At 61.4% G+C, this 20,493-nt stretch carries 16 protein-coding genes; 11 read left to right on the top strand and 5 right to left on the bottom strand.

Annotated elements, in window-relative coordinates:
• Nucleotides 1–81: 81 nt before the first annotated feature.
• Nucleotides 82–921: a universal stress protein gene (locus V1471_RS16920; protein ID WP_434290301.1), complete on the bottom strand. Its 840-nt coding sequence runs from the start codon at nucleotides 919–921 to the stop codon at nucleotides 82–84.
• 366 nt (nucleotides 922–1,287) lie between these two features.
• On the opposite strand from V1471_RS16920, the gene ccoN reads away from it, so the two are divergent.
• From ccoN to ccoS, 8 genes are all read left to right on the top strand, one after another.
• Nucleotides 1,288–2,883 (top strand): cytochrome-c oxidase, cbb3-type subunit I, encoded by a 1,596-nt coding sequence (ccoN, locus tag V1471_RS16925; protein WP_434290302.1) that lies wholly within the window; start codon nucleotides 1,288–1,290, stop codon nucleotides 2,881–2,883.
• A gap of 15 nt (nucleotides 2,884–2,898) precedes the next feature.
• A complete protein-coding gene (gene ccoO, locus V1471_RS16930; protein ID WP_434290303.1) occupies nucleotides 2,899–3,624 on the top strand; it encodes a cytochrome-c oxidase, cbb3-type subunit II in 726 nt (241 codons plus the stop codon).
• A 12-nt stretch (nucleotides 3,625–3,636) separates the two neighbouring features.
• Nucleotides 3,637–3,816 (top strand): cbb3-type cytochrome oxidase subunit 3, encoded by a 180-nt coding sequence (locus tag V1471_RS16935; protein WP_066702731.1) that lies wholly within the window; start codon nucleotides 3,637–3,639, stop codon nucleotides 3,814–3,816.
• Nucleotides 3,813–4,691 carry a cytochrome-c oxidase, cbb3-type subunit III gene (gene ccoP, locus V1471_RS16940; protein WP_434290304.1) on the top strand — a complete coding sequence of 293 codons (879 nt, stop codon included), beginning with the start codon at nucleotides 3,813–3,815 and terminating at the stop codon, nucleotides 4,689–4,691. Before V1471_RS16935 ends, ccoP begins: the two co-directional genes overlap by 4 nt.
• A 284-nt stretch (nucleotides 4,692–4,975) precedes the next feature.
• Nucleotides 4,976–6,421, top strand: a complete 1,446-nt coding sequence (ccoG, locus tag V1471_RS16945; protein WP_434290305.1) for a cytochrome c oxidase accessory protein CcoG — start codon at nucleotides 4,976–4,978, stop codon at nucleotides 6,419–6,421.
• A 2-nt stretch (nucleotides 6,422–6,423) separates the two neighbouring features.
• Complete coding sequence (locus V1471_RS16950; RefSeq protein WP_434290306.1) at nucleotides 6,424–6,882, top strand: FixH family protein; 459 nt, start codon at nucleotides 6,424–6,426, stop codon at nucleotides 6,880–6,882.
• A gap of 9 nt (nucleotides 6,883–6,891) precedes the next feature.
• Nucleotides 6,892–9,069: a heavy metal translocating P-type ATPase gene (locus V1471_RS16955; protein ID WP_434290307.1), complete on the top strand. Its 2,178-nt coding sequence runs from the start codon at nucleotides 6,892–6,894 to the stop codon at nucleotides 9,067–9,069.
• Complete coding sequence (gene ccoS / locus V1471_RS16960) at nucleotides 9,066–9,224, top strand: cbb3-type cytochrome oxidase assembly protein CcoS (RefSeq protein ID WP_066702757.1); 159 nt, start codon at nucleotides 9,066–9,068, stop codon at nucleotides 9,222–9,224. The genes V1471_RS16955 and ccoS overlap by 4 nt, the downstream gene beginning before the upstream one ends.
• Here the strand turns inward: ccoS and V1471_RS16965 are convergent.
• Nucleotides 9,221–9,916 carry an arylesterase gene (locus V1471_RS16965; protein ID WP_434290308.1) on the bottom strand — a complete coding sequence of 232 codons (696 nt, stop codon included), beginning with the start codon at nucleotides 9,914–9,916 and terminating at the stop codon, nucleotides 9,221–9,223. The two genes, ccoS and V1471_RS16965, sit on opposite strands and share 4 nt — an antisense overlap.
• On the opposite strand from V1471_RS16965, the gene V1471_RS16970 reads away from it, so the two are divergent.
• Together V1471_RS16970 and V1471_RS16975 are read left to right on the top strand one after the other, a co-directional pair.
• Nucleotides 9,915–10,595 (top strand): ABC transporter ATP-binding protein, encoded by a 681-nt coding sequence (locus tag V1471_RS16970; protein WP_434290310.1) that lies wholly within the window; start codon nucleotides 9,915–9,917, stop codon nucleotides 10,593–10,595. The genes V1471_RS16965 and V1471_RS16970 overlap by 2 nt on opposite strands.
• Before the next feature lie 20 nt (nucleotides 10,596–10,615).
• Nucleotides 10,616–13,126, top strand: coding sequence for an ABC transporter permease (locus V1471_RS16975; RefSeq protein ID WP_434290965.1), 2,511 nt, complete (start codon nucleotides 10,616–10,618; stop codon nucleotides 13,124–13,126).
• Here the strand turns inward: V1471_RS16975 and V1471_RS16980 are convergent.
• The 3 genes from V1471_RS16980 to V1471_RS16990 all read right to left on the bottom strand — a co-directional run bounded on the left by V1471_RS16980 (nucleotide 13,123) and on the right by V1471_RS16990 (nucleotide 18,626).
• Nucleotides 13,123–14,286 carry an acetate/propionate family kinase gene (locus V1471_RS16980; protein WP_434290311.1) on the bottom strand — a complete coding sequence of 388 codons (1,164 nt, stop codon included), beginning with the start codon at nucleotides 14,284–14,286 and terminating at the stop codon, nucleotides 13,123–13,125. The genes V1471_RS16975 and V1471_RS16980 overlap by 4 nt on opposite strands.
• Nucleotides 14,286–15,626 (bottom strand): bifunctional enoyl-CoA hydratase/phosphate acetyltransferase, encoded by a 1,341-nt coding sequence (locus tag V1471_RS16985; RefSeq protein WP_434290966.1) that lies wholly within the window; start codon nucleotides 15,624–15,626, stop codon nucleotides 14,286–14,288. The genes V1471_RS16980 and V1471_RS16985 overlap by 1 nt, the downstream gene beginning before the upstream one ends.
• Nucleotides 15,627–15,842: 216 nt before the next feature.
• Complete coding sequence (locus tag V1471_RS16990) at nucleotides 15,843–18,626, bottom strand: methyl-accepting chemotaxis protein (RefSeq protein ID WP_434290312.1); 2,784 nt, start codon at nucleotides 18,624–18,626, stop codon at nucleotides 15,843–15,845.
• Between the two features lie 511 nt (nucleotides 18,627–19,137).
• On the opposite strand from V1471_RS16990, the gene urtA reads away from it, so the two are divergent.
• Nucleotides 19,138–20,433 (top strand): urea ABC transporter substrate-binding protein, encoded by a 1,296-nt coding sequence (gene urtA, locus V1471_RS16995; RefSeq protein ID WP_434290313.1) that lies wholly within the window; start codon nucleotides 19,138–19,140, stop codon nucleotides 20,431–20,433.
• Nucleotides 20,434–20,493 lie beyond the last annotated feature (60 nt).

The raw sequence follows: 20,493 nt of genomic DNA on the forward strand, positions 1-20,493 counted from the left end.
GCGGGGTTTCTTTTTGGGCCTGATGTTCCCGACCGGCACATGAGGGAGGACTGTGCCGATCGGATTATGCCCGAAAACGTCTCAGTGCGACATCAGAACCGGAATGTCGGCCAGTTCGAGCATGTGGCGGGTTGCGCCACCGAGGATGGATTCGCGGAAGCGCGAATGGCCATAGGCCCCCATCACCAGAATGTCGGCATCCTTGTCTTTCAACTGACGCACGAGCACGTCGGAGATGCGCGGCATGGTTTTGGCGAGCACGGAGACCTCGGCGCGCACGCCGTGACGCACGAGCATCTGGCAAAGCGAGCCGCCCGGATCGGAACGGTCGGGACCGTGTTGCGGCGGGTCGATGATAGTGATGTCCACCAGATCGGCCTTTTGCAGGATCGGCAGAGCGGCACGCACCGCGCCGAGGGCTTCGGCGCTTTCGTTCCAGGCCACGACCACGCGGTCGATGTTGTCCGGGATGTTCACGCCATCGGGGACGACGAGCACCGGAACATGGCCGGAGAACAGGGCGGCTTCGAGAATCTCTTCATGTTCGTGACCGCGACCCTGACCGTAGGGCCGGGGCAGGACGACGACATCGGAGAAGCGCAGGAAATGCGCGAGCTGCGGGGTCAGGCCAGCCATTTGCGCCGTCACCGGGTTGGTGAACCACGGAATTTCTTCGGCCTTGAGGTAGTCGCTGACCTCTTGTTCGATCTTTTTGCTGTCGGCCTGGGCCTGTTGCAAGTTGTCCTGAAGCGCCATGGCATTGGTGCCGGCGTAATAAAAGCCGGGTTGCGTCCGGTCGAGGCCGAGGCAGATCACATCGAGATGCCCCTCTTCTTTCCGGGCGAGAGCCACCGCCGCATCCAGAGCGTGGCGGTCGGCCTCCATGTTGCACATGATGGTTGTGATGGTTTTGAAGGGCATGTCCGCCTCCCTCGGGTGGTGTGTATCATTGCCGAAATCATGGTCCCGCAAAGGAAATCTCGCTTTGACGGAGATCAACAAAAAACGCGGTTTTGGTCACAGAGTAAAGGTCTATTGGAAATATAAGTTTTCGGAATAGCTTTTTTGCGGCAAATTTGTCCATGCGAACAGGGTGCGACCGATTGGCGCGGGCATGCAGATGCCTGCTGTCATTTCGACGCATAAAAATCGTAAATGGCAGTGTTTTGACTCAGATCAATGTCCATCACAAAGATGTGAGACAAATCGCAAGGAGTCGAACCCCGTGGGTCGAATACGGGACGGCTATGCCCTATGGACGAGGGCAAAGGAACGAAGGGACGCAATATGTGGAACTATATCAAGCTGGCAGTGCTGGGGATCGCCGTGATCCTGTTCGGCCTTGCCGCGAACTACGGGCGTGATTTTGCCTATCAGGTGCACGCGCTCATTTTCATGGCCGCGGCGGCTATGACCTTTATTTACACCCTGCGGGTGGCAGGCGACGTCAAACCGGCTCCGACCGGCTATCTCGACGGCGTCGTGCGCGCGGGTGTCATCGCGACGGCCATCTGGGGCGTCGTCGGCTTTCTCGCCGGGACGTTCATCGCGTTTCAGCTCGCCTTTCCGCAGTTGAACTTCGAATTCCTGCAAGGCCACGGCAACTTCGGGCGCCTGCGTCCGCTGCACACCTCTGCGGTGATTTTCGCGTTCGGCGGCAACGCCCTGATCGCATCCTCCTTCTACGTGGTTCAGCGGACCTCCGCATCGCGCCTCTGGGGCGGCAACCTCGGTTGGTTCGTGTTCTGGGGCTACAACCTGTTCATCGTGCTGGCCGCAACCGGCTATGTGATGGGTGTGACCCAATCCAAGGAATACGCTGAACCGGAATGGTACATCGACCTGTGGCTGACCATCGTCTGGGTGGCCTATCTGATGGCCTTCATGGGGACGATCTTCACCCGCAAGGAAAAGCACATCTACGTTGCGAACTGGTTCTACCTGTCCTTCATCGTGACCATTGCAATGCTGCACATCGTCAACAACCTGGCGATTCCGGTTTCCATTCTGGGCTCCCGCTCCGTGATGGTGATGTCCGGCGTGCAGGATGCGATGACGCAGTGGTGGTACGGCCACAACGCCGTGGGCTTCTTCCTGACCGCGGGCTTCCTGGGCATGATGTACTACTTTGTGCCGAAGCAAGCCGAACGTCCGGTGTTTTCCTACAAACTGTCGATCATCCACTTCTGGGCGCTGATCTTCATCTACATCTGGGCCGGTCCGCACCACTTGCACTACACCGCGCTGCCCGACTGGGCCTCGACGCTGGGTATGGTGTTCTCCGTGATCCTGTGGATGCCCTCCTGGGGTGGCATGATCAACGGCCTGATGACGCTCTCGGGTGCATGGGACAAACTCCGCACCGACCCGGTGATCCGCATGATGGTGATCTCCGTCGGCTTCTACGGCATGTCGACCTTTGAAGGTCCGATGATGTCGATCCGGGCTGTGAACTCGCTGTCTCACTATACCGACTGGACCATCGGTCACGTGCACTCCGGTGCTCTGGGCTGGAACGGCATGATCACCTTCGGCGCGCTCTACTACCTCGTGCCGGCGCTGTGGAACCGTCAGCGTCTCTACTCGCTCGGTCTCGTGTCCTGGCACTTCTGGCTCGCCACCATCGGCATCGTGCTCTACGCCGCGTCGATGTGGGTCACGGGCATCATGGAAGGCCTGATGTGGCGCGAAGTCGACAGCCAGGGCTTCCTCGTGAACGCCTTTGCCGACACCGTGGCCGCGAAACACCCGATGTACGTGGTGCGTGCGATGGGCGGGGTGCTCTACCTCACCGGTGCGCTGATCATGTGCTACAACCTCTATATGACCGTGCGTCGTGCGCCCGTGAAAGCGGACGAGACGGCTCTGGCTCCGGCTGAATAAGGGAGGGTTTCAAACATGGCTCTTATCGACAAACATAAGATCATCGAAACCAACGGCACCCTGCTTCTGGTCGGTGCGCTTCTGGTGGTGACCGTCGGCGGGATCGTCGAGATCGCACCGCTGTTCTATCTCGAAAACACCATCGAGGATGTGGAGGGCGTGCGTCCCTACTCCCCGCTGGAGCTGACGGGTCGGGAAATCTATGTGCGGGAAGGCTGCTATGTCTGCCACTCGCAGATGATCCGCCCGATGCGCGATGAGGTGGAACGTTACGGTCACTACTCGCTGGCAGCGGAATCGAAATACGATCACCCGTTCCAGTGGGGGTCCAAGCGGACGGGGCCCGACCTCGCCCGTGTGGGCGGCCGCTACTCCGACGAGTGGCATGTCGACCACCTGACCAATCCTCAGTCCGTTGTGCCGGAATCGGTGATGCCGAAATACGGCTTCCTGGCGGACCGTTACATCGAGCCCGAGTATATCGAGGACCTGATGAAAACCCACCGCATCGTCGGCGTGCCCTACACCGACGAGATGATCGAAGTCGCGAAAGAGGACTTCGTGAACCAGGCGGATCCGTGGAGCGACAGCGAGGGTCTCCTCGAGCGCTACCCGAATGCGCAGGTGCGGAACTTCGACGGTCAGGACGGAATCACGGAGATGGATGCGCTCATCGCGTATATGCAGATGCTGGGCACCCTGGTCGATTTCTCGACCTTCACTCCGGATGAGTCCCGCTAAGGAATCGAAGAGATGGATTATCACATCCTTCGCGAATTTGCCGACAGCTGGGTGTTGCTGGCCATGTTCGTGTTCTTCGTTGCCGCGGTGGTCTGGGCGTTCCGCCCGGGCTCCCGCAAGCAACATCGCGACACGGCCGACGTCATCTTCCGGCATGAAGACAAACCCGCCGAAGAGGAGGCGAGGACATGAGTAAGAAAGAAGTCGAAACCACAGGTCATTCCTGGGACGGGATCGAAGAGTACAACAATCCGCTCCCGCGCTGGTGGCTGATCATCTGGTACATCTGCATCATCTGGGGCATCGGCTATACCATCGCCATGCCCGCATGGCCGCTGGTGAAAGGTGCCACCGAGGGCGTGCTCGGCTGGTCCACCCGTGCGCAGGTCGCCGAGAAAATCGCCTCTTTCGAGGAGATGAACGCCGGTGTCGAGGCCGAACTGGCCGCAGCCGATGTGACCGAGGTGATGCCGGGGTCCGATGTCTACAACTACGCCGTCAACATGGGTGCCTCTGTGTTCCGTGCCAACTGTTCGCAGTGCCACGGCTCGGGTGCTCAGGGCAACGTGGGTTATCCGACGCTTCTGGACAACGACTGGCTCTGGGGGGGCACGATCGACGAGATCGCCTACACCGTGCAGCACGGCGTTCGTAACGAAACCGACGATGCCCGCTATTCCGAGATGCCGAAATTCGGTGCCGACGAACTGCTCGAACCCGAGCAGATCGATCAGGTGGTGGAATTCGTGATGTCGCTGTCCGATCCGGACGGGGACGGCACCAACATCTCGGGTCACAGCTACGATGCCGCTCTGGCGTCGGATGGCGCTGTGGTCTTCGAGGAAAACTGTGCCTCCTGTCATGGCGAAGACGGCACCGGCGACATCTATCAGGGCGCTCCGAACCTGACCGATGCGATCTGGCTTTATGGCGGCAACCGCGACACCATCCATGAAACGGTCACCTATGCCCGTTTCGGCGTGATGCCGGCCTGGGGGCTGCGCTTGTCGCAAGCCGAGGTCAACGCGGCGGCTCTCTACGTTCACCAGTTGGGCGGCGGGCAATAAGCTCATGAGATCCGGGCGGAAACGCCCGGGTTGCGGCACCGGCCCTCGATCCTGTTCGCGCGTTTCTTCAGGGTCGGTGCCCTCAAACACAAACCGCAGCGCTCCATGCTGCGGTTTTCTCTTAAGTTTCACGGACATTGTGTGGCAGGATGCCGCAGGTCCAAGGCGTGTTTTTGATGCACCTTTTAGCCGGCCGTCACAAAAGTTTGATGCACATCAAGGCTGTGAAAAAGTGTCGCCCCCATTAAGGGAAAACCCGCGAACAGTCGAAAAGGCAACGCTCCATGAGCTCTACCGACAACTCTCCCGAACATAAGCTGTATTCCTCCCGAGAGCCGATTTTTCCCCGCCGCGTGAAGGGGAAATTCCGGTCGCTCAAATGGGTCCTGATGATCGTGATGCTGGGCATTTACTACCTTTCGCCCTGGATCCGCTGGGACCGTGGGCCGGAGTTGCCGGATCAGGCGATCCTGATCGACCTCGCGAACCGTCGTTTTTTCTTCTTCTGGATCGAGATCTGGCCGCATGAGTTCTATTTCATCGCGGGCCTTCTGATCATGGCCGGTCTCGGCCTCTTCCTGTTCACCTCCGCCGCCGGGCGGATTTGGTGCGGTTATGCCTGTCCGCAGACCGTCTGGACCGACCTGTTCATTCTGACGGAGCGCTGGATCGAGGGCGACCGCAACGCCCGCCTGCGTCTGCACCGTCAGAAGAAAATGGACCTCCGCAAGTTCCGCCTGCGGATCGAGAAATATCTGGTCTGGATTCTGATCGGTCTGGCGACCGGCGGGGCCTGGGTGTTCTATTTCACCGATGCGCCGACGCTGCTGGTCGATCTGGTGACCGGTCAGGCCCATCCTGTGGCCTATCTGACGATGGCGATCCTGACTGCGACCACCGTGTTCTTCGGCGGGATCGCCCGCGAGCAGGTTTGTATCTACGCCTGTCCGTGGCCGCGGATTCAGGCCGCGATGATGGACGAGGACACGCTGACCGTCGGCTATCGTCATTGGCGCGGCGAGCCGCGGGGCAAACACCGCAAGGGCGAAGGCGCCGCCGAGCTTGGCGATTGCATCGACTGCATGGCTTGTGTGAACGTCTGTCCGATGGGGATCGACATTCGCGACGGGCAACAGCTCGAATGCATCACCTGTGCGCTCTGCATCGACGCCTGTAACGAGATGATGGACAAGATCGGCAAGCCGCGTGGCCTCATTGATTACATGGCACTGACCGACGAGCCGCGCGAGATCGCGGGCGAGACGCCGAAACCTGTGTGGAAACACATCTTCCGTCCACGCACCATTCTTTACACCGTGCTCTGGGCCGGTGTCGGCGTCGCGCTGATCTGGGCGCTGTTTGCCCGCGCGGACATCGACATGACCGTCGCGCCGGTGCGTAACCCGACCTATGTGATGCAATCCGACGGGGCGATCCGCAACATTTACGACCTGCGCCTGCGCAACAAGCATGGCGAAGAGCGCGAATTCCGTGTGAGCGTCACGGGCGACGACACCCTGACGGTAACCTTGCAGGATTCCGATACGACCGCAGGCGATACGATTGCGGTGAAGGCCGATGAGATGCGCATCGTGCGCGCCTATGTCGAAGCCCCTGCCGGGTCCAAAGCGGCCACTTCCGACCGTACGGAATTCACCTTCTGGGTCGAAGATGGTATTGCCAACGAACGGGTCTCCGTCGACTCGGTGTTCAACGGTAAGGGACAATAAACATGGCACGCGAAATCACGGGCAAACATGTCCTCATCGGAACGGTGTCGGCCTTTGCCGTGATCATCGGGGTCAATATCTTCATGGCCGTGCAGGCCGTGAAGACTTTCCCGGGGCTGGAGACCGCCAACTCCTATGGCGTCTCTCAGACCTTCAACCGCGACAAACAGGCTCAGGAAGCCCTGGGCTGGACGGTCGAGGCGGTGGACGATCAGGAGCACCTGTTCGTCTTTATCCGTGACGCCGAAGGTCGGCCCGTCGAGGTCGCCGAGATTGGCGGCACTCTGGGTCGCGCCACCACCGTCGTGGACGATCAACAACCGGAGTTCAGCTTCAACGGTGAGGCCTATGTGGCCAGGACCGGAATGCTGGACGCGGGCAACTGGAACTATCGGATGACGGCCACCGCGCTGGATGGAACGCATTTCACCCAGCGGATCGTCATCCACGTCAAACGCTAAGGCACACCCATGTCCGAGGTTCAGATCTCGGCCTGTCCGGCCTGTGTGGCCGCTCCGGCCGCCGAGGAAACGGCACACGCGCGGGACGTTCGCGACGCGCGTTTCGTGCTGTCCCTGCCCGCGATCTATTGCGCGGCCTGTATTTCGGGCGTCGAACGCGAGCTGACCAAACAGCCGGGCGTGCGGGCTGCGCGGGTGAACCTGACGCTCAAGCGCGCGCAGGTCGAAGCGGATGAAGACGTCTCCGTCGATGCCCTGATCGGTGCGCTGACCAAGGCGGGTTACGAGGCTTATGAACTCGACGCCAGCGCCATTTCTGCCACCGAGACCGACAAAAAAGGCCGAGCCATCCTGACTCGCATCGCGGTGTCGGGCTTTGCGATGATGAACGTGATGCTCTTGTCCATCGCGGTCTGGTCCGGGGCGTCTGACGTGACGCGCGATATGTTCCACTGGGTCTCCGCCGCCATCGCGCTTCCGGCCATCGCCTATGCGGCACAGCCGTTTTTCGGCTCGGCCTGGACGGCGCTCAAAGCCAGGCGGCTCAACATGGATGTGCCGATCTCGCTCGCCATCCTCCTCGCAGGCGGGATGTCCCTGTTCGAGACGATCGAGTCCGGGCAGCACGCCTATTTCGACGCAGCGCTTTCGCTGACCTTCTTCCTTCTGGCCGGGCGCTATCTCGATTACCGCACCCGATCCGTTGCGCGCTCCGCCGCCGAAGAACTCGCTGCCCTCGAAGTGCCGCGTGTAACGCTCGTGGACGGCACGGTGATTTCGATCAAGGATCTGGCCAAAGGAGCGCTTGTCCGCGTCGTTCCGGGCGCGCGTGTGCCGGTTGACGGGATCGTAGTTGAGGGGGCCTCCGAGCTGGATCGCTCGCTTCTGACCGGGGAAAGTCTTCCGGTTGAGACGGGTGTCGACAGCATTGTTTCCGCAGGCGAGGTCAATCTGACCGGTCCGCTCGTGGTGCGCGTCACCGCCGCGGGCGAGGACAGTTCGCTGCACCGCATGGCCGATCTTGTGGCCATGGCCGAAACCTCGCGCAACAAATATACTTCGCTTGCCGACCGCGCTGCGCAGATTTACGCCCCTACCGTGCACCTTCTGGCACTGGCGGCCTTCGTCGGTTGGATCGTGGCGACCGGCGATCTGCGTCATTCCATCAACGTCGCGGTCGCGGTCCTGATCATCACCTGCCCCTGTGCACTTGGCCTTGCCGTGCCTGCCGTAACGACTGCCGCCTCCGGGCGTCTGTTCCGGGCGGGGATGTTGATCAAATCCGCGACGGCCATCGAGCGGCTGGCCGAGGTCGACACGGTGGTGTTCGACAAAACCGGCACGCTGACCGAGGGCAAGCCGGAGCTTGCAAACCTTCGCGAGATCCCTCTGCATGCCCGCTCTGTCGCCATGGCTCTGGCCGCCGGGTCCGCCCATCCGCTTTCAAGCGCGCTGTTTGAGGCCGCGCGCGCCGCCGATATCGTGCCCGCTCCGGTTGCGGATATTCGCGAAGTGCCGGGGCAGGGCGTTGAGGGCCGTTTGGGCGATCAGGCCGTACGTCTGGGGCGCGCCACATGGCTCGATGCCGTCGCGATGTCGCAAACCGCGACCTATCTCAAGATCGGGGAGGAGGCGCCGATTGCCTTCGCCTTCATCGACCATCTGCGCGAAGGTGCGGCAGATGCCGTTGCGGCGCTCAAACGTCAGGGCATGGATGTTGTGCTGCTCTCCGGCGATGCGCCCGCCGCTGTTGCGGACATTGCGCATCGGATCGGCATTGATGCATGGGACGCGGAATGCCTGCCCGAGGCCAAGGCGCTGCGCGTGGCGGAACTGACCCGTTCGGGTCGCAAGGTCCTGATGGTCGGAGACGGTCTCAACGACACCGCAGCGCTTGCCGCCGCTCATGTGTCGATCTCGCCCGCCTCCGCTCTGGAGGCGACGCGCGTGGTGTCGGACATGGTGCTTTTGGGCAAATCGCTTGCCCCCATCGGTGAGGCGACGCGGGTGTCCGTGTCTGCAACCCGCCGGATCAAGGAAAACTTCAACATCGCGACGCTCTACAACCTCGTCGCCATTCCGGTCGCGCTTGCAGGTTATGCAACACCCTTGGCTGCGGCCTTGGCGATGTCCGCGAGTTCGATTACCGTGTCGCTCAACGCGCTCCGGCTCAGAGGGAAATCATGAACGTTCTCGTCTATCTCATCCCGATCTCGATCTTTCTCGGCGGGCTTGGGCTTGCAGGGTTTTTCTGGTCGATCCGGTCGCGGCAATATGACGACCCGGACGGGGATGCGCAGCGCATCCTCACCGGCGAATATGACGACCACCCCAAGCCTTAATCGGCGAGGGTCGCCAGTTCGGCAACCGTCGGTCCCATGGCCTCGACGATGACCGCCACGCCCTTCGCATTCGGGTGGATGCCATCGGCCTGCATCTCTGTTTTCAAGATCTGATCCCACGGCCCCAATTCGGTCAGGGGCTCGAGGAACCCTTCGAAATAGAGCGTGTCATAGTCTGCGGCCAAATCCGGATAGATCGCATCGAAAGCGGTCTTGTAGTCCGCCCCGTAATTGCCGGGGGCCTGCATGCCGACGAGCAACACGGGAATGTCTTTCGCCTTTGCGGCATCGAGAATGCCCGCGAGATTGGTGCGGGTCAGATCGGGGGAGAGGCCGCGCAACAGGTCATTGCCGCCAAGCGCCACGATCATCGCGCCAATGTCCGGCGTCAATGTCCAGTCGACCCGCGACAGCCCGCCTGCCGTGGTGTCGCCCGAGACGCCCGCGTTGACGATGGTTGCGTCCACTTCATGGGCGTCGAGCCAGTTTTGTAATTGAGCGGTAAAGCCATCCTGCGCCATCAAGCCATAGCCCTGCGTCAGGCTGTCGCCCAGGGCGGCGATGCGCACGGGGTCGGCTGCGGCGGTCGTGGCCCAAAGGATCAGAGATACCGGAGCCAAAAGACCGAGACCACGCTTGCCGATGTGGCGCGCAACCCCATATTTTTCGGAGACACGCGAAAGGACGCCCATGGACCCGATCATTGCCACGAAAGACGCCCGCCTCACCCTCGATGGCAACGCGGGCCGGGTCGAGATTTTGCGGGGCATTTCATTGCAGGTCGCGGGCGGCGAAACGCTTGCGCTCATCGGGCCTTCGGGATCGGGCAAATCCTCTCTCCTCATGTTGTTGGGCGGGCTTGAGATGGCCAGCGCCGGGACGATTTCCGTGCTTGGGCGCGATCTGACCGCGATGAACGAGGACGAGCTGGCGCGCTTTCGCAGGGATCATATGGGGGTGGTGTTCCAATCCTTCCACCTTATTCCGACAATGACCGCTTTGGAAAACGTTGCCATCCCTCTCGAACTGGCCGGTGTGCCCGATGCGTTCGAACGCGCGCAGGCGGAGCTGGAAGCGGTTGGTCTTGGCACGCGTCTCGATCATTATCCGGCGCAAATGTCCGGTGGCGAGCAACAGCGCGTGGCCCTGGCCCGCGCCTCCGCCCCGCGCCCGGAGATTTTGTTGGCCGATGAGCCGACCGGCAATCTCGATGGCGCAACGGGCGAGGCGATCATGGAGCTTCTGATGGGGCTGCGCGACCGTTATGGCGCGACGCTTGTGATGGTGACGCACTCGCCCGAGCTTGCCGGGCGCTGTGACCGGGTGATCCGGTTGCGGGACGGGCAGTTGGAGACGGAGGTTCCGGCGTGAGCCTCGGGGTCGACTTGCGGATGGCGTTTGTCATCGCGTGGCGAGAGCTGCGGGCGGGCGTGCGCGGTTTTCGCATTCTGATCCTGTGTCTCCTCTTGGGCGTTGCCGCCATCGCTGCGGTCACGTCTGTCCGCGACAGTATTTCCAAGGGCCTCGCCCGCGAAGGCGCTTCGCTTTTGGGGGGCGATGCGGAGATGGAATTCACCTATCGCTTCGCCACGCTCGAAGAGCGGGGCTGGATGGCGGCCCATTCCGAACGCTTGTCCGAGATTGCCGATTTCCGGTCCATGCTCAGCCTCGGCGATGAACGCGCATTGACACAGGTGAAAGCCGTGGATGGCGCCTATCCCTTGGTCGGAAGCGTGGGGCTGACCCCCGACATGCCCTTGGCTCAGGCGCTCGCCGGGCAGGGCGATCTGCCGGGGATTGTGCTCGATCCGGTGCTCAAGGAGCGGCTGGGCCTCTCGCTTGGCGATGAGGTGCGTATCGGCGATGTGCCCTTTGTCGTCATGGCCGAACTGACCCGTGAACCGGATGGGGCGGGGGCGGGGTTTACGCTTGGGCCGCGCAGCATCGTGGCGCTTGCAGCGCTTGAAAACAGCACATTGCTCGCCCCCGGCACCCTGTTCGAGAGCGCTTATCGTCTCGATCTGCCGGAAGGCACCGATCTCGATGTGCTCAAGGCCCGTGCCGAGGCGGAGGTGGCAGAGGGCGCCTTCCGCTGGCGCGATGCCCGAAACGGCGCCCCGGGCGTCAATCGTTTCGTCGAACAGCTCGGCTCCTTTTTGGTTCTCGTGGGTCTTGCCGGGCTGGCGGTTGGTGGCGTGGGGGTGTCTGCGGCGGTGCGCGCTTATCTCGACCGCAAGATTGCCGTGATCGCTACGCTCAAGACCCTCGGCGCGACCCGGCGGGTGATTTTCCTCACCTATCTGTTGCAGATCAGTGCCTTGGCCGGGGGCGCGATCCTCGTCGGCGTGATCCTTGGCGGGCTGGTCCCGCTCTTTGCGATGCCGTTTATTCAGACACTTTTACCGGTGCCGGTGGAGCGGGGCGTACAGATCGCACCTCTGCTGGAGGCCGCGCTTTACGGCGGTCTTGCGAGTGCCGTCTTCGTCCTTTGGCCGCTGTCGCGGGCCGAACGTATCCGCCCGGCGGCCTTGTATCGCGACGCCCTCTTCGGGCTGAAGGGGCTGCCCCGCTGGCCCTATCTTCTGACGATGCTTCTGCTCCTCGCAACGCTCGTTCTCTGCGCTGCGGTCTTTTCCGACAATGTCCGGCTGGTGCTCTGGACCTTCCTCGGCCTGGCCGTCGCTTTTGCTGCGCTCGTCCTCTCTGGCCGTGGTTTGGCGCGTCTGTCGCGTCGCCTGACCCGGTGGAAATCGCTGCGCCGCAATCTTGCGTTCCGCCTCGCGCTTGGCTCTGTCGGCGGACCGGGGAGCGAGGCGGTGTCTGTCGTGCTGTCGCTGGGCCTCGGGCTTACGGTCCTCTCCGCCATCGGTCAGATCGACGCCAATATGCGCGGTGCGATTGCGCGCGATTTGCCGGATCGCGCACCCTCCTATTACGTCGTCGATATTCAACCGGACCAGATCGACGGGCTGACCGAGCGGGTCAAAAGCGATCCCGGCGTGTCGCGGTTTCAAAGCGCGCCGATGCTGCGCGGGTTGATCACCAAGATCAACGGTCAGGATGCCGAGGCGGTGGCCGGGCCGCACTGGGTTCTGCGGGGCGATCGGGGTGTGACCTATGCGGGCCATAAACCGAGCAATGTCAAAGTGATGTCCGGGGCGTGGTGGTCGCCCGATGACACCGAGCCACAGATCAGTTTTGCCGCCAAGGAAGGCGAGGAAATGGGGCTGAAACTTGGGGATACGATCACGATCAACATCCTCGCGCGGGACATCACTGGGCGGATCACCTCGTTTCAGGATGTGAATTTTTCAAGCGCCGGGATGGGGTTTATCCTGACGATGAACGAGGCGGCTCTTGCCGGCGCGCCGCATACATGGATCGCCACGATCTATGCCGAACCGGCGGCGGAGGCCCCGTTGATCCGGGATTTGGCCAAGGCCTATCCCAACATCACCACCATCCGGGTGCGCGATGCGATCGACCGGGTTGTGGCCATCCTGCAAAGCATTGCCGCCGCCACGACGCTCGGCGCGACCGCGACCTTGATCACGGGCGCGATTGTTTTGATCGGGGCTGCGGCGGCGGGCGAAGACCGGCGGCGCTATGAAGCGGCGGTTCTCAAAACGCTTGGTGCAACGCGCGGCAAAATCCTCGCGAGTTTCGCCCTGCGTGCGCTGATCCTCGGTGTCGGAGCGGGTCTCGTGGCGCTGATCACCGGGGCGATTGGCGCTTGGGCGGTCATCCATTACGTGATGGAGGCGGAGTTTAGCCTCTCTGTGGGCGCGGCACTCTGGATTGTTCTCGGAGGTGTCGCGATGACTTCGCTCACCTCGCTTTGGTTTTCGTGGCGCGCGATGCAGGTCCGCCCGGCGCGCGTGCTCCGGGCGTCGGACGGTTAATGCGCGGGGGACAGGGCTTTCGCCACGGCGTCGGCGATCACCTGTTCCTCATCGGTCGGAAGCACGAAGACAGGTGTCGGTCCTTTTGCGATTTCCTTGGCGTTTCGCGCGTTGGCTTCAACGTCGGGGACGATCCCCAGAAAGCCGAGGCGTTCGATGATCTGTTGGCGGATGTTGGGGGAATTCTCCCCAATGCCACCACAGAACACCAGCGCGTCAATGCCCGAAAGCGTGGCGGCCATTGCGCCGATTTCGCGCCGGACCCGGTAGACGAAATACTCGACCGCGTCTTTCGCGCCCTGCGCGTCGGAGGCCTCCAGCACCTGCATGTCATGGCTGATACCCGACAGGCCCAAAAGCCCGGATTCGTAATAGAGCATATGGGTCAGCTCCTGTGGTGTCATGCCTTCGGTCTCCAGAAGGTAGAGCAGAATGCCGGGGTCGAGATGACCGGAGCGGGTCGACATCGGGATGCCGTCGAGCGGCGAAAACCCCATGGAGGACGAAATCGAATGGCCGCCATTGACGGCACAGATCGACGCGCCGCTGCCGAGATGGCAGATGATGATCCGTTTGCCATGCAGATCGGGGCGTTCGCGGATGAGCTGATGCGAAACGTAATCGTAGCTCAGCCCGTGAAACCCGTAGCGCTTGATGCCCTGTTGGTAGAATTTCCGTGGGATTGCGTAGATGTCGTTTTCCCATGGGTGATTGCGGTGAAACGCGGTGTCGAAACAGCCGATTTGTAGCGCATAGGGAAAGGCGCGTTTCGCCGCCATCACTGCCGAGAGGTTGTGAGGTTGGTGCAGGGGGGCAAGCGGGTTGAAGGTGGCGAGATCGGCCATCACCTCGTCGGTTAACTCCGTGGGAGTGGCACGCAGCGGGCCACCATGGACGATCCGATGCCCGACACCCGCCACCTCCTGACCGTCGAGAAGAGGGGTGATCTTGCCGAGAATGACCTCGAGCGCGCGTCCCTGATCCGTGGCGTCAATCGGATCCGACCCCTTCGGTCCGCCGGATTTGAATTGAAAACTCGGCGTTGAGCCGATCCCCTGAACCTGTCCGCGCGCAATGCACTCTGGCGTATCCGCCGTTTTGTAGAGTGCGAATTTGACCGAGGAGGACCCGGCATTGACCGTCAGAATGCGCTGTCCCATCAGAGTTTCACCCCGACCCGTTGTGCGTGGAGGGCGGCGACGGCGCAGGAGGCGAGGCGGGATTTGTCGCTGTCTGACCGCGAGTTCAGCACGATCGGACAACGTGCGCCGATGACGACACCTGCCGCTTCGGAATGGGCGATAAAGGACAACTCCTTGGCCAGCATATTGCCGCTCTCCAGATTCGGAGCGACGAGGATTTCCGCCTGTCCGGCAACCGAGCTTTTGAGCCCTTTGGTCCGGGCCGCCGCGAGGCTGACGGCATTGTCCATCGCGAGCGGGCCATCGACCATGCCGCCGGTGATCTGGCCTCGGTCGGCCATTTTCGACAAGGCGGCGGCATCGAGGGTCGAGGGGATTTTCGGGTTCACGGTTTCCACCGCCGAGAGCACCCCGACCTTGGGCGTTTCGATCCCGAGGCTTTGCGCAAGGTCGATGGCGTTTTGCACGATATCGACCTTGGTCGGCAGATCGGGTGCGATGTTGATCGCCGCATCGGTCACCAGCAGGAGGTGGCTGAGGCCGGGGACGTCCATCACGAAGATATGGCTGATCCGGCGACCGGTTTTCAGCCCGCCGCTCGAGCGCAGAATCGGGCGCAAAAGATCGTCTGTGTGCAGATGCCCCTTCATGATGGCGCTGGCGCGGCCCTCATACACCATAGTGACGGCCATTTGCGCGGCCTCCGGGTGGCTGGGGCAATCCACGATCTCGACACCGTCGAGGGACAACCCGTTTTGTTCGGCAACGGACCGAATTTTCGTCTCGCTGCCGATCAGAATGGGCACGATCAAAGTGTGTTTGGCGGCCATCAACGCACCGCGCAGGGAATTTTCCTCTTCCGGTGCGACGACGGCCATGCGCACGGCGGGAAGGGCCTCGGCCATTTCGAGCAGCTTGTCGAAGTGGCGATGGCTTTCGACGGTCAGGCCCGGGACGTCATGGATGTCGAAGCTATGCTTTTCGGTCGGGGCGAAAACTTCCGCCTCTCCTTCCACAAGCACGGTGCCGTCCGCCAGCGTGACCGAGGTTTCGAAAACCGCGCTGCCAGCGTCGGTCTTGCGGATCAGTTTGACGCGCGCGACGAGCTCGTCGCCGGCATGTGCCCGGCCGAGGAACCTCAGGTTCTGGGATTTATAAAGCGTGCCCGGCCCCGGAAGCTTGTTGCCCAGCACGGAAGAAATCTGTGAGGCGACCCAGAAGGACGGAGCGACGGCTTCCGGCTTGCCATCCTTGTCCCCGTCTTCATGTGGCAGATGCAGAGGGTTGAGATTGCCAGAGGCATGGGCAAAGACATAGAGGTCGTCTGCCACACAGAGGCGGCGGTTCTCGGCTTCCATCCCGACTTCGAGTTCATCGAAGGGGACATTCTCAAATATCGTCACGTGCAATCCTTGCTGTGTCTGGGGTTTTCGATTGGCAAAACCATTTCGAAACCTCGTCTATTTCTTTCGGCTCTATCAAGCCTTTCTCTAAATTTCATGAAGTTCTTTGAATATGTCGCCGAATTTGCGACAGGCTGTGCACAAAGGCCCGGCATGCCGCCCCTGATCGCCTCAGGACGCCTTGCTCAGAGTGTGGCGGTCGCCTTCGGTTTCAGACTGGATAACGCTGTAGTCCAGCACGAATTTCGAGACGATCTGAGTGAGCATCGTGGCTTCTTGTGTCAGCGAAAGACTGGCAGCCGTGGTTTGTTCGAACATCGCGGCGTTTTGTTGGGTGGTTTGGTCCAGATTGCTCACTGCGGCGTTGATCTCGGAGATGCCTGCGGATTGTTCTTCTGCGGATGTGGCGATTTCCGACATATGCTGGGAGATGGCGCTGACATCTTCGACGATGGAGCGCAACGCGTCGCCGGTCTGATCGACCAGTGAGACGCCGCGGTCGACCTGTTGCCCGGAGACGGAGATCAGGGTGTTGATTTCGCGGGCGGCTTCGGAGGAGCGTTGCGCAAGTGCACGAACCTCGGAGGCGACGACGGCAAAGCCGCGCCCGGCCTCGCCTGCACGGGCCGCTTCGACGCCGGCGTTCAGGGCAAGAAGGTTGGTCTGGAACGCGATGTCGTCGATGACGGAGATGATCCTGGAGATTTTATCCGAGGATTCGGAGATGGCGTCCATGGCGGAGATCGCTTCCTGTACGACCTTGCTCGCCGATTGCGCGTTGGATTTCGACCCCGTCACGGTCCGGTTGGCCAGAGCCGCGCCATCGGCAGCGGATTTGACGGACGCAGTCAGTTGGGTCAGTGCGGCGGCGGTTTCTCCCAGCATCGAGGCGGCACGCTCGGTGCGGTGCGAGAGATCCTTGGCGGCATTGGAAATTTCGCCGGAATTTCCGTGGATCGTGCGGGCGGTGCCGGACAGGCGCCCAATCACGGAGCGCAGGGACAGCACGGCGGCATTGTAGTCCTGTCGCAATTGTTCGTAGCTTTCGGGGAAGGCGTCGTCGAGGGTGAGGCGGACGTCGCCTTGTGACAGCCTGCGCAGGCCTTCGGCCAGTGCGCCGACGACATGGGTCTGTTCGGCATGACGAGCCTGACGCTCGGCTGCGGCTTTGGCCTCGATCGCCTGACGTTCCGCCTCGTTGCGCGCATCGCGTGCGTGGTCACGTTCGGCCTGTTCCTGTTGACGCGCGCGTTCGGCGGCCTCGCGGTCGTGGGTTTCTTTCTCCGCCTGTGCTTTGGCCTGATCTTCGCGCAGTTGACGTGCGTGGGCTTCCGTTTCCATGCGCTCCTTCTCGACGAGGTTGTTGCGGAAGACGGAGAGCGCAGCGAACAGACGGGCGATTTCACCGTAGCGACCGCCAACACGGCGTATGTCCGACATATCGCCGATGGCAAGACGCTCGGTGCGGGCGGTGACGGCGGTGAGCGGGCGCATGATGAACATGTAGGTCAGGATCGGCGCGATCAGTACGATCACAACGGCAATGACAGCGATCCCGTTCATGGTCTTCTGTGCATGTTCCGCCGTGGTCGTCAGGGTCTGGCTGGCGGTTGCGATGCCGAAGAGCGAGGCGTCCGAAATCGTGATCACCGCGTCGGAAATGCGCAGCAAACCCGAAGCAACATCCGCACTCGCGGTCAATCCGGATCTGCGCGCTTCAAGCACCTCTGCGCGGGCGTGCAGCAGGCCGGTTTGCGGATCTGTTTCCCGTAAAACGGAGGCGATCAGCCCCTTGAAGTCCTCGGGCAGGGTTACGCTGCGGGCGCGCAATTCGGGGGTGAGCTTGTCGATTTCCGCCTGAAGGCTGAGCACGGCGCCGGTTTCGACCGAGGCCGCACCCTGCATGGCCTTGATCAAAATGGTCTTTGCTGTGCTGTCGAGCCGCGCCAGATCGGTGATGTTGCGCACATCCTTGTCGAGCAGGGTGCGGAGCACGACCTCATTCTTGCTGAGCGCGTCGGCGCTTTCCATGTCCAGGGTGAAGAGCACGTGATCCACAAGCTCGCTCGACAGGGTGTTCAACTCATCCTGTGCCTGATGCAGGAGGCGCGCGCGGATTTTCATGTCTGCAGGCGAGAGGTCGAGAAACCCGGACGGAAAAGTCAGCGCCTCGCGCAGTTCCGGCACCTTTCCCTGCACTGTATCATTGGCTGTCATATCCTTGAGCAAGGCCTCGATGCGCTCATGGGCGGCACGGGTTTGGTCCAGAACCTCGGTGCGGATACCGAAATCATTGGTTTCCAGGAGTGTCTGGGTCAGCCCGACGGAGAGGTTCAGCTCGGCCTTGAACATCAGGGCCAGTTTCAGGGCCTCGACATCGCGTTGCAGCAATTGGCTCAGGTTGCGGTTCGTGGCGGACGAGGCGTCGTTTCCGGCCAGAAGCAGGGCGAAGGACGCCTGGCTGATCTGTGTCTGCAACATTTCACCGAGCGCGCGCGAATCTGCGTTGAGCTGGCTCTGGGCCTTCAGGTTCCGCGCCTGAGCTTCGAGTTCGCGACGACGGGCGTCGTTGAGCGTGGCGATGTCGGCGTTCAGCGTCTGCATGTCCTCGTTGAGGCTCGGATAGGCGGTGTGATCGACCTGCTGGAGCCTCTGATCGAGCGTCGCTGCGTCGCTTTCGAGATTGGCGATAGCCCCCTCGATCTCATTCTGGGCGGTTGTGCCGGACAGCGTGCCGATGCCGGTCTTGAGGTCGGACACGGCGTTGGAGATGCCAGCGGCGATCTGAAGCGGTGGGAGCGAGTCGCTGACCAAGCGATCCGTCTCGTCCCGGATCGTGGAAATCAGGGAGCCGGAGACCAGAATGGCGGCCAGTGTCGTGCCGACAAGCGCGAAGAGGATACCGAGGATCTTGGCCGCGACCGATCCCAGAAGATTACCGATCCAGTTTTTCATGCGATGCCCCGCCTGAGCCGTCTTGGAAGATGCGTGGACGGTGGCAGCAAGCTCCTAATATTCGGTTTAGATACGCGTGAAATGCGCGGGGGCAGTATCGCGAACGGATTTCGCCGGATGGGATGGAATCATTTTGCGCAGTTCGGACGATCCCGCTTTGGCAACCTGCGCAGTAAAGTGACAAGAATGTTGGCGTCTGTGCAAAAAACAGGCATATCCCGGCGATTTTTCTCATAGAAGCCTGTGCGGTTGTATACAGTCTTGTGTGCGTGTTTTGCTGAGACAAACTCTGGAACGCGCCTCAAGCCCCCGAGCATTAAAGCTGCTTTGCGGAGTGTCACAGGGGAGGGGTGTGCGCGGAAGGCCGACTTGCCGGCTGGCCCTTTGCGCGAAGAGGAAACCATCTGACGCTGTAGAGGAGGTCGTTGGCGTTTTTCATTTAAATCCAAGCATATGGATATGAGCGCTTTGCGCGACGCCCGCGGTTTCACAGCATCCAATCAAGGGGAACATGGACGTGACCATTCAATTCAAAGCCACTCTGGCCTCGGCCCTTTTCGCAAGCACCGCGCTTGCCTCCACCGCTTTTGCAGCCGACTGCCCGATCAAGGTCGGCGTGCTGCACTCGCTCTCGGGCACGATGGCGATTTCCGAGACGACGCTGAAAGACACCATGCTGATGCTGGTGGACGAACAGAACAAAAAAGGCGGCCTTCTGGGCTGTGATCTGGAAGCGGTTGTCGTCGATCCGGCGTCTGACTGGCCCCTCTTCGCCGAGAAAGCGCGCGAGCTTCTGACCGTTCAGAATGTCGATGTGATCTTTGGAGCCTGGACCTCCGTGTCGCGCAAATCGGTTCTGCCGGTGCTCGAAGAGCTGAACGGTCTGATGTTTTACCCGGTGCAATACGAGGGCGAAGAATCGTCCAAAAACGTCTTCTACACGGGTGCCGCGCCGAACCAACAGGCGATCCCCGCGACCGACTATTTCCTCGATGAACTGGGTGTCGAGAAATTCGCGCTTCTGGGGACCGACTATGTTTATCCCCGCACCACGAACAACATTCTGGAATCCTACCTCAAGGACAAAGGCATTGCCGAAGAGGATATCTTCGTCAACTACACGCCCTTCGGTCATTCCGACTGGTCCAAGATCGTGGCCGATGTTGTGGCGCTGGGCGCCGATGGCAAGAAGGTCGGTGTGATCTCGACGATCAACGGCGACGCCAACATCGGTTTCTATAAAGAACTCGCCGCAGCGGGCATCTCCGCCGATGACATTCCGGTTGTGGCCTTCTCCGTGGGGGAAGAAGAACTCTCCGGCCTCGACACCACCAACCTCGTCGGCCACCTCGCAGCGTGGAACTACTTCATGTCCGCCGACACGCCGGAAAACGCGGCCTTCATCGAGCAGTGGCATGCCTTCATCGGTGACGATGCGCGCGTAACCAACGACCCGATGGAAGCCCATTACATCGGATTCAACATGTGGGTGAACGCGGTGACCGAAGCGGGCACCACCGATGTTGACGCCGTGCGCGAGCACATGTGGGGTCAGGAATTCCCGAACCTCACCGGTGGCACCGCCGTGATGGGGGTGAACCACCACCTCTCCAAACCGGTGCTGATCGGCGAAATTCTGGCCGATGGTCAGTTCGACATTATCTCGGAAACCGATCCGGTTCCGGGCGATGCATGGACCGATTACCTGCCGGAATCCGCCGTGCTGAAATCCGATTGGAAGGACCTCGGCTGCGGCATGTACAACACCGAGACCGAGACCTGCGTCCAGATCAAATCCAACTACTGATCTGATCCAGTTCGGAAGGGCGGTGCGCCGCCCTTCCATGTCCTCCCAGTCGGAAAGATT

It is taken from the genome of Celeribacter sp. SCSIO 80788 (genome assembly GCF_051054295.1).
In the GTDB taxonomy this organism is placed as follows: Bacteria; Pseudomonadota; Alphaproteobacteria; order Rhodobacterales; family Rhodobacteraceae; genus Celeribacter.

Bases quoted from the DNA above. Each gene is read 5' to 3' on its own strand.
- V1471_RS16920 (WP_434290301.1), bottom strand. From the start codon at position 921: ATGCCCTTCAAAACCATCACAACCATCATGTGCAACATGGAGGCCGAC.
- ccoN (WP_434290302.1), top strand. From the start codon at position 1,288: ATGTGGAACTATATCAAGCTGGCAGTGCTGGGGATCGCCGTGATCCTG.
- ccoO (WP_434290303.1), top strand. From the start codon at position 2,899: ATGGCTCTTATCGACAAACATAAGATCATCGAAACCAACGGCACCCTG.
- V1471_RS16935 (WP_066702731.1), top strand. From the start codon at position 3,637: ATGGATTATCACATCCTTCGCGAATTTGCCGACAGCTGGGTGTTGCTG.
- ccoP (WP_434290304.1), top strand. From the start codon at position 3,813: ATGAGTAAGAAAGAAGTCGAAACCACAGGTCATTCCTGGGACGGGATC.
- ccoG (WP_434290305.1), top strand. From the start codon at position 4,976: ATGAGCTCTACCGACAACTCTCCCGAACATAAGCTGTATTCCTCCCGA.
- V1471_RS16950 (WP_434290306.1), top strand. From the start codon at position 6,424: ATGGCACGCGAAATCACGGGCAAACATGTCCTCATCGGAACGGTGTCG.
- V1471_RS16955 (WP_434290307.1), top strand. From the start codon at position 6,892: ATGTCCGAGGTTCAGATCTCGGCCTGTCCGGCCTGTGTGGCCGCTCCG.
- ccoS (WP_066702757.1), top strand. From the start codon at position 9,066: ATGAACGTTCTCGTCTATCTCATCCCGATCTCGATCTTTCTCGGCGGG.
- V1471_RS16970 (WP_434290310.1), top strand. From the start codon at position 9,915: ATGGACCCGATCATTGCCACGAAAGACGCCCGCCTCACCCTCGATGGC.
- V1471_RS16965 (WP_434290308.1), bottom strand. From the start codon at position 9,916: ATGGGCGTCCTTTCGCGTGTCTCCGAAAAATATGGGGTTGCGCGCCAC.
- V1471_RS16975 (WP_434290965.1), top strand. From the start codon at position 10,616: ATGGCGTTTGTCATCGCGTGGCGAGAGCTGCGGGCGGGCGTGCGCGGT.
- V1471_RS16980 (WP_434290311.1), bottom strand. From the start codon at position 14,286: ATGGGACAGCGCATTCTGACGGTCAATGCCGGGTCCTCCTCGGTCAAA.
- V1471_RS16985 (WP_434290966.1), bottom strand. From the start codon at position 15,626: ATGGAAGCCGAGAACCGCCGCCTCTGTGTGGCAGACGACCTCTATGTC.
- V1471_RS16990 (WP_434290312.1), bottom strand. From the start codon at position 18,626: ATGAAAAACTGGATCGGTAATCTTCTGGGATCGGTCGCGGCCAAGATC.
- urtA (WP_434290313.1), top strand. From the start codon at position 19,138: ATGGACGTGACCATTCAATTCAAAGCCACTCTGGCCTCGGCCCTTTTC.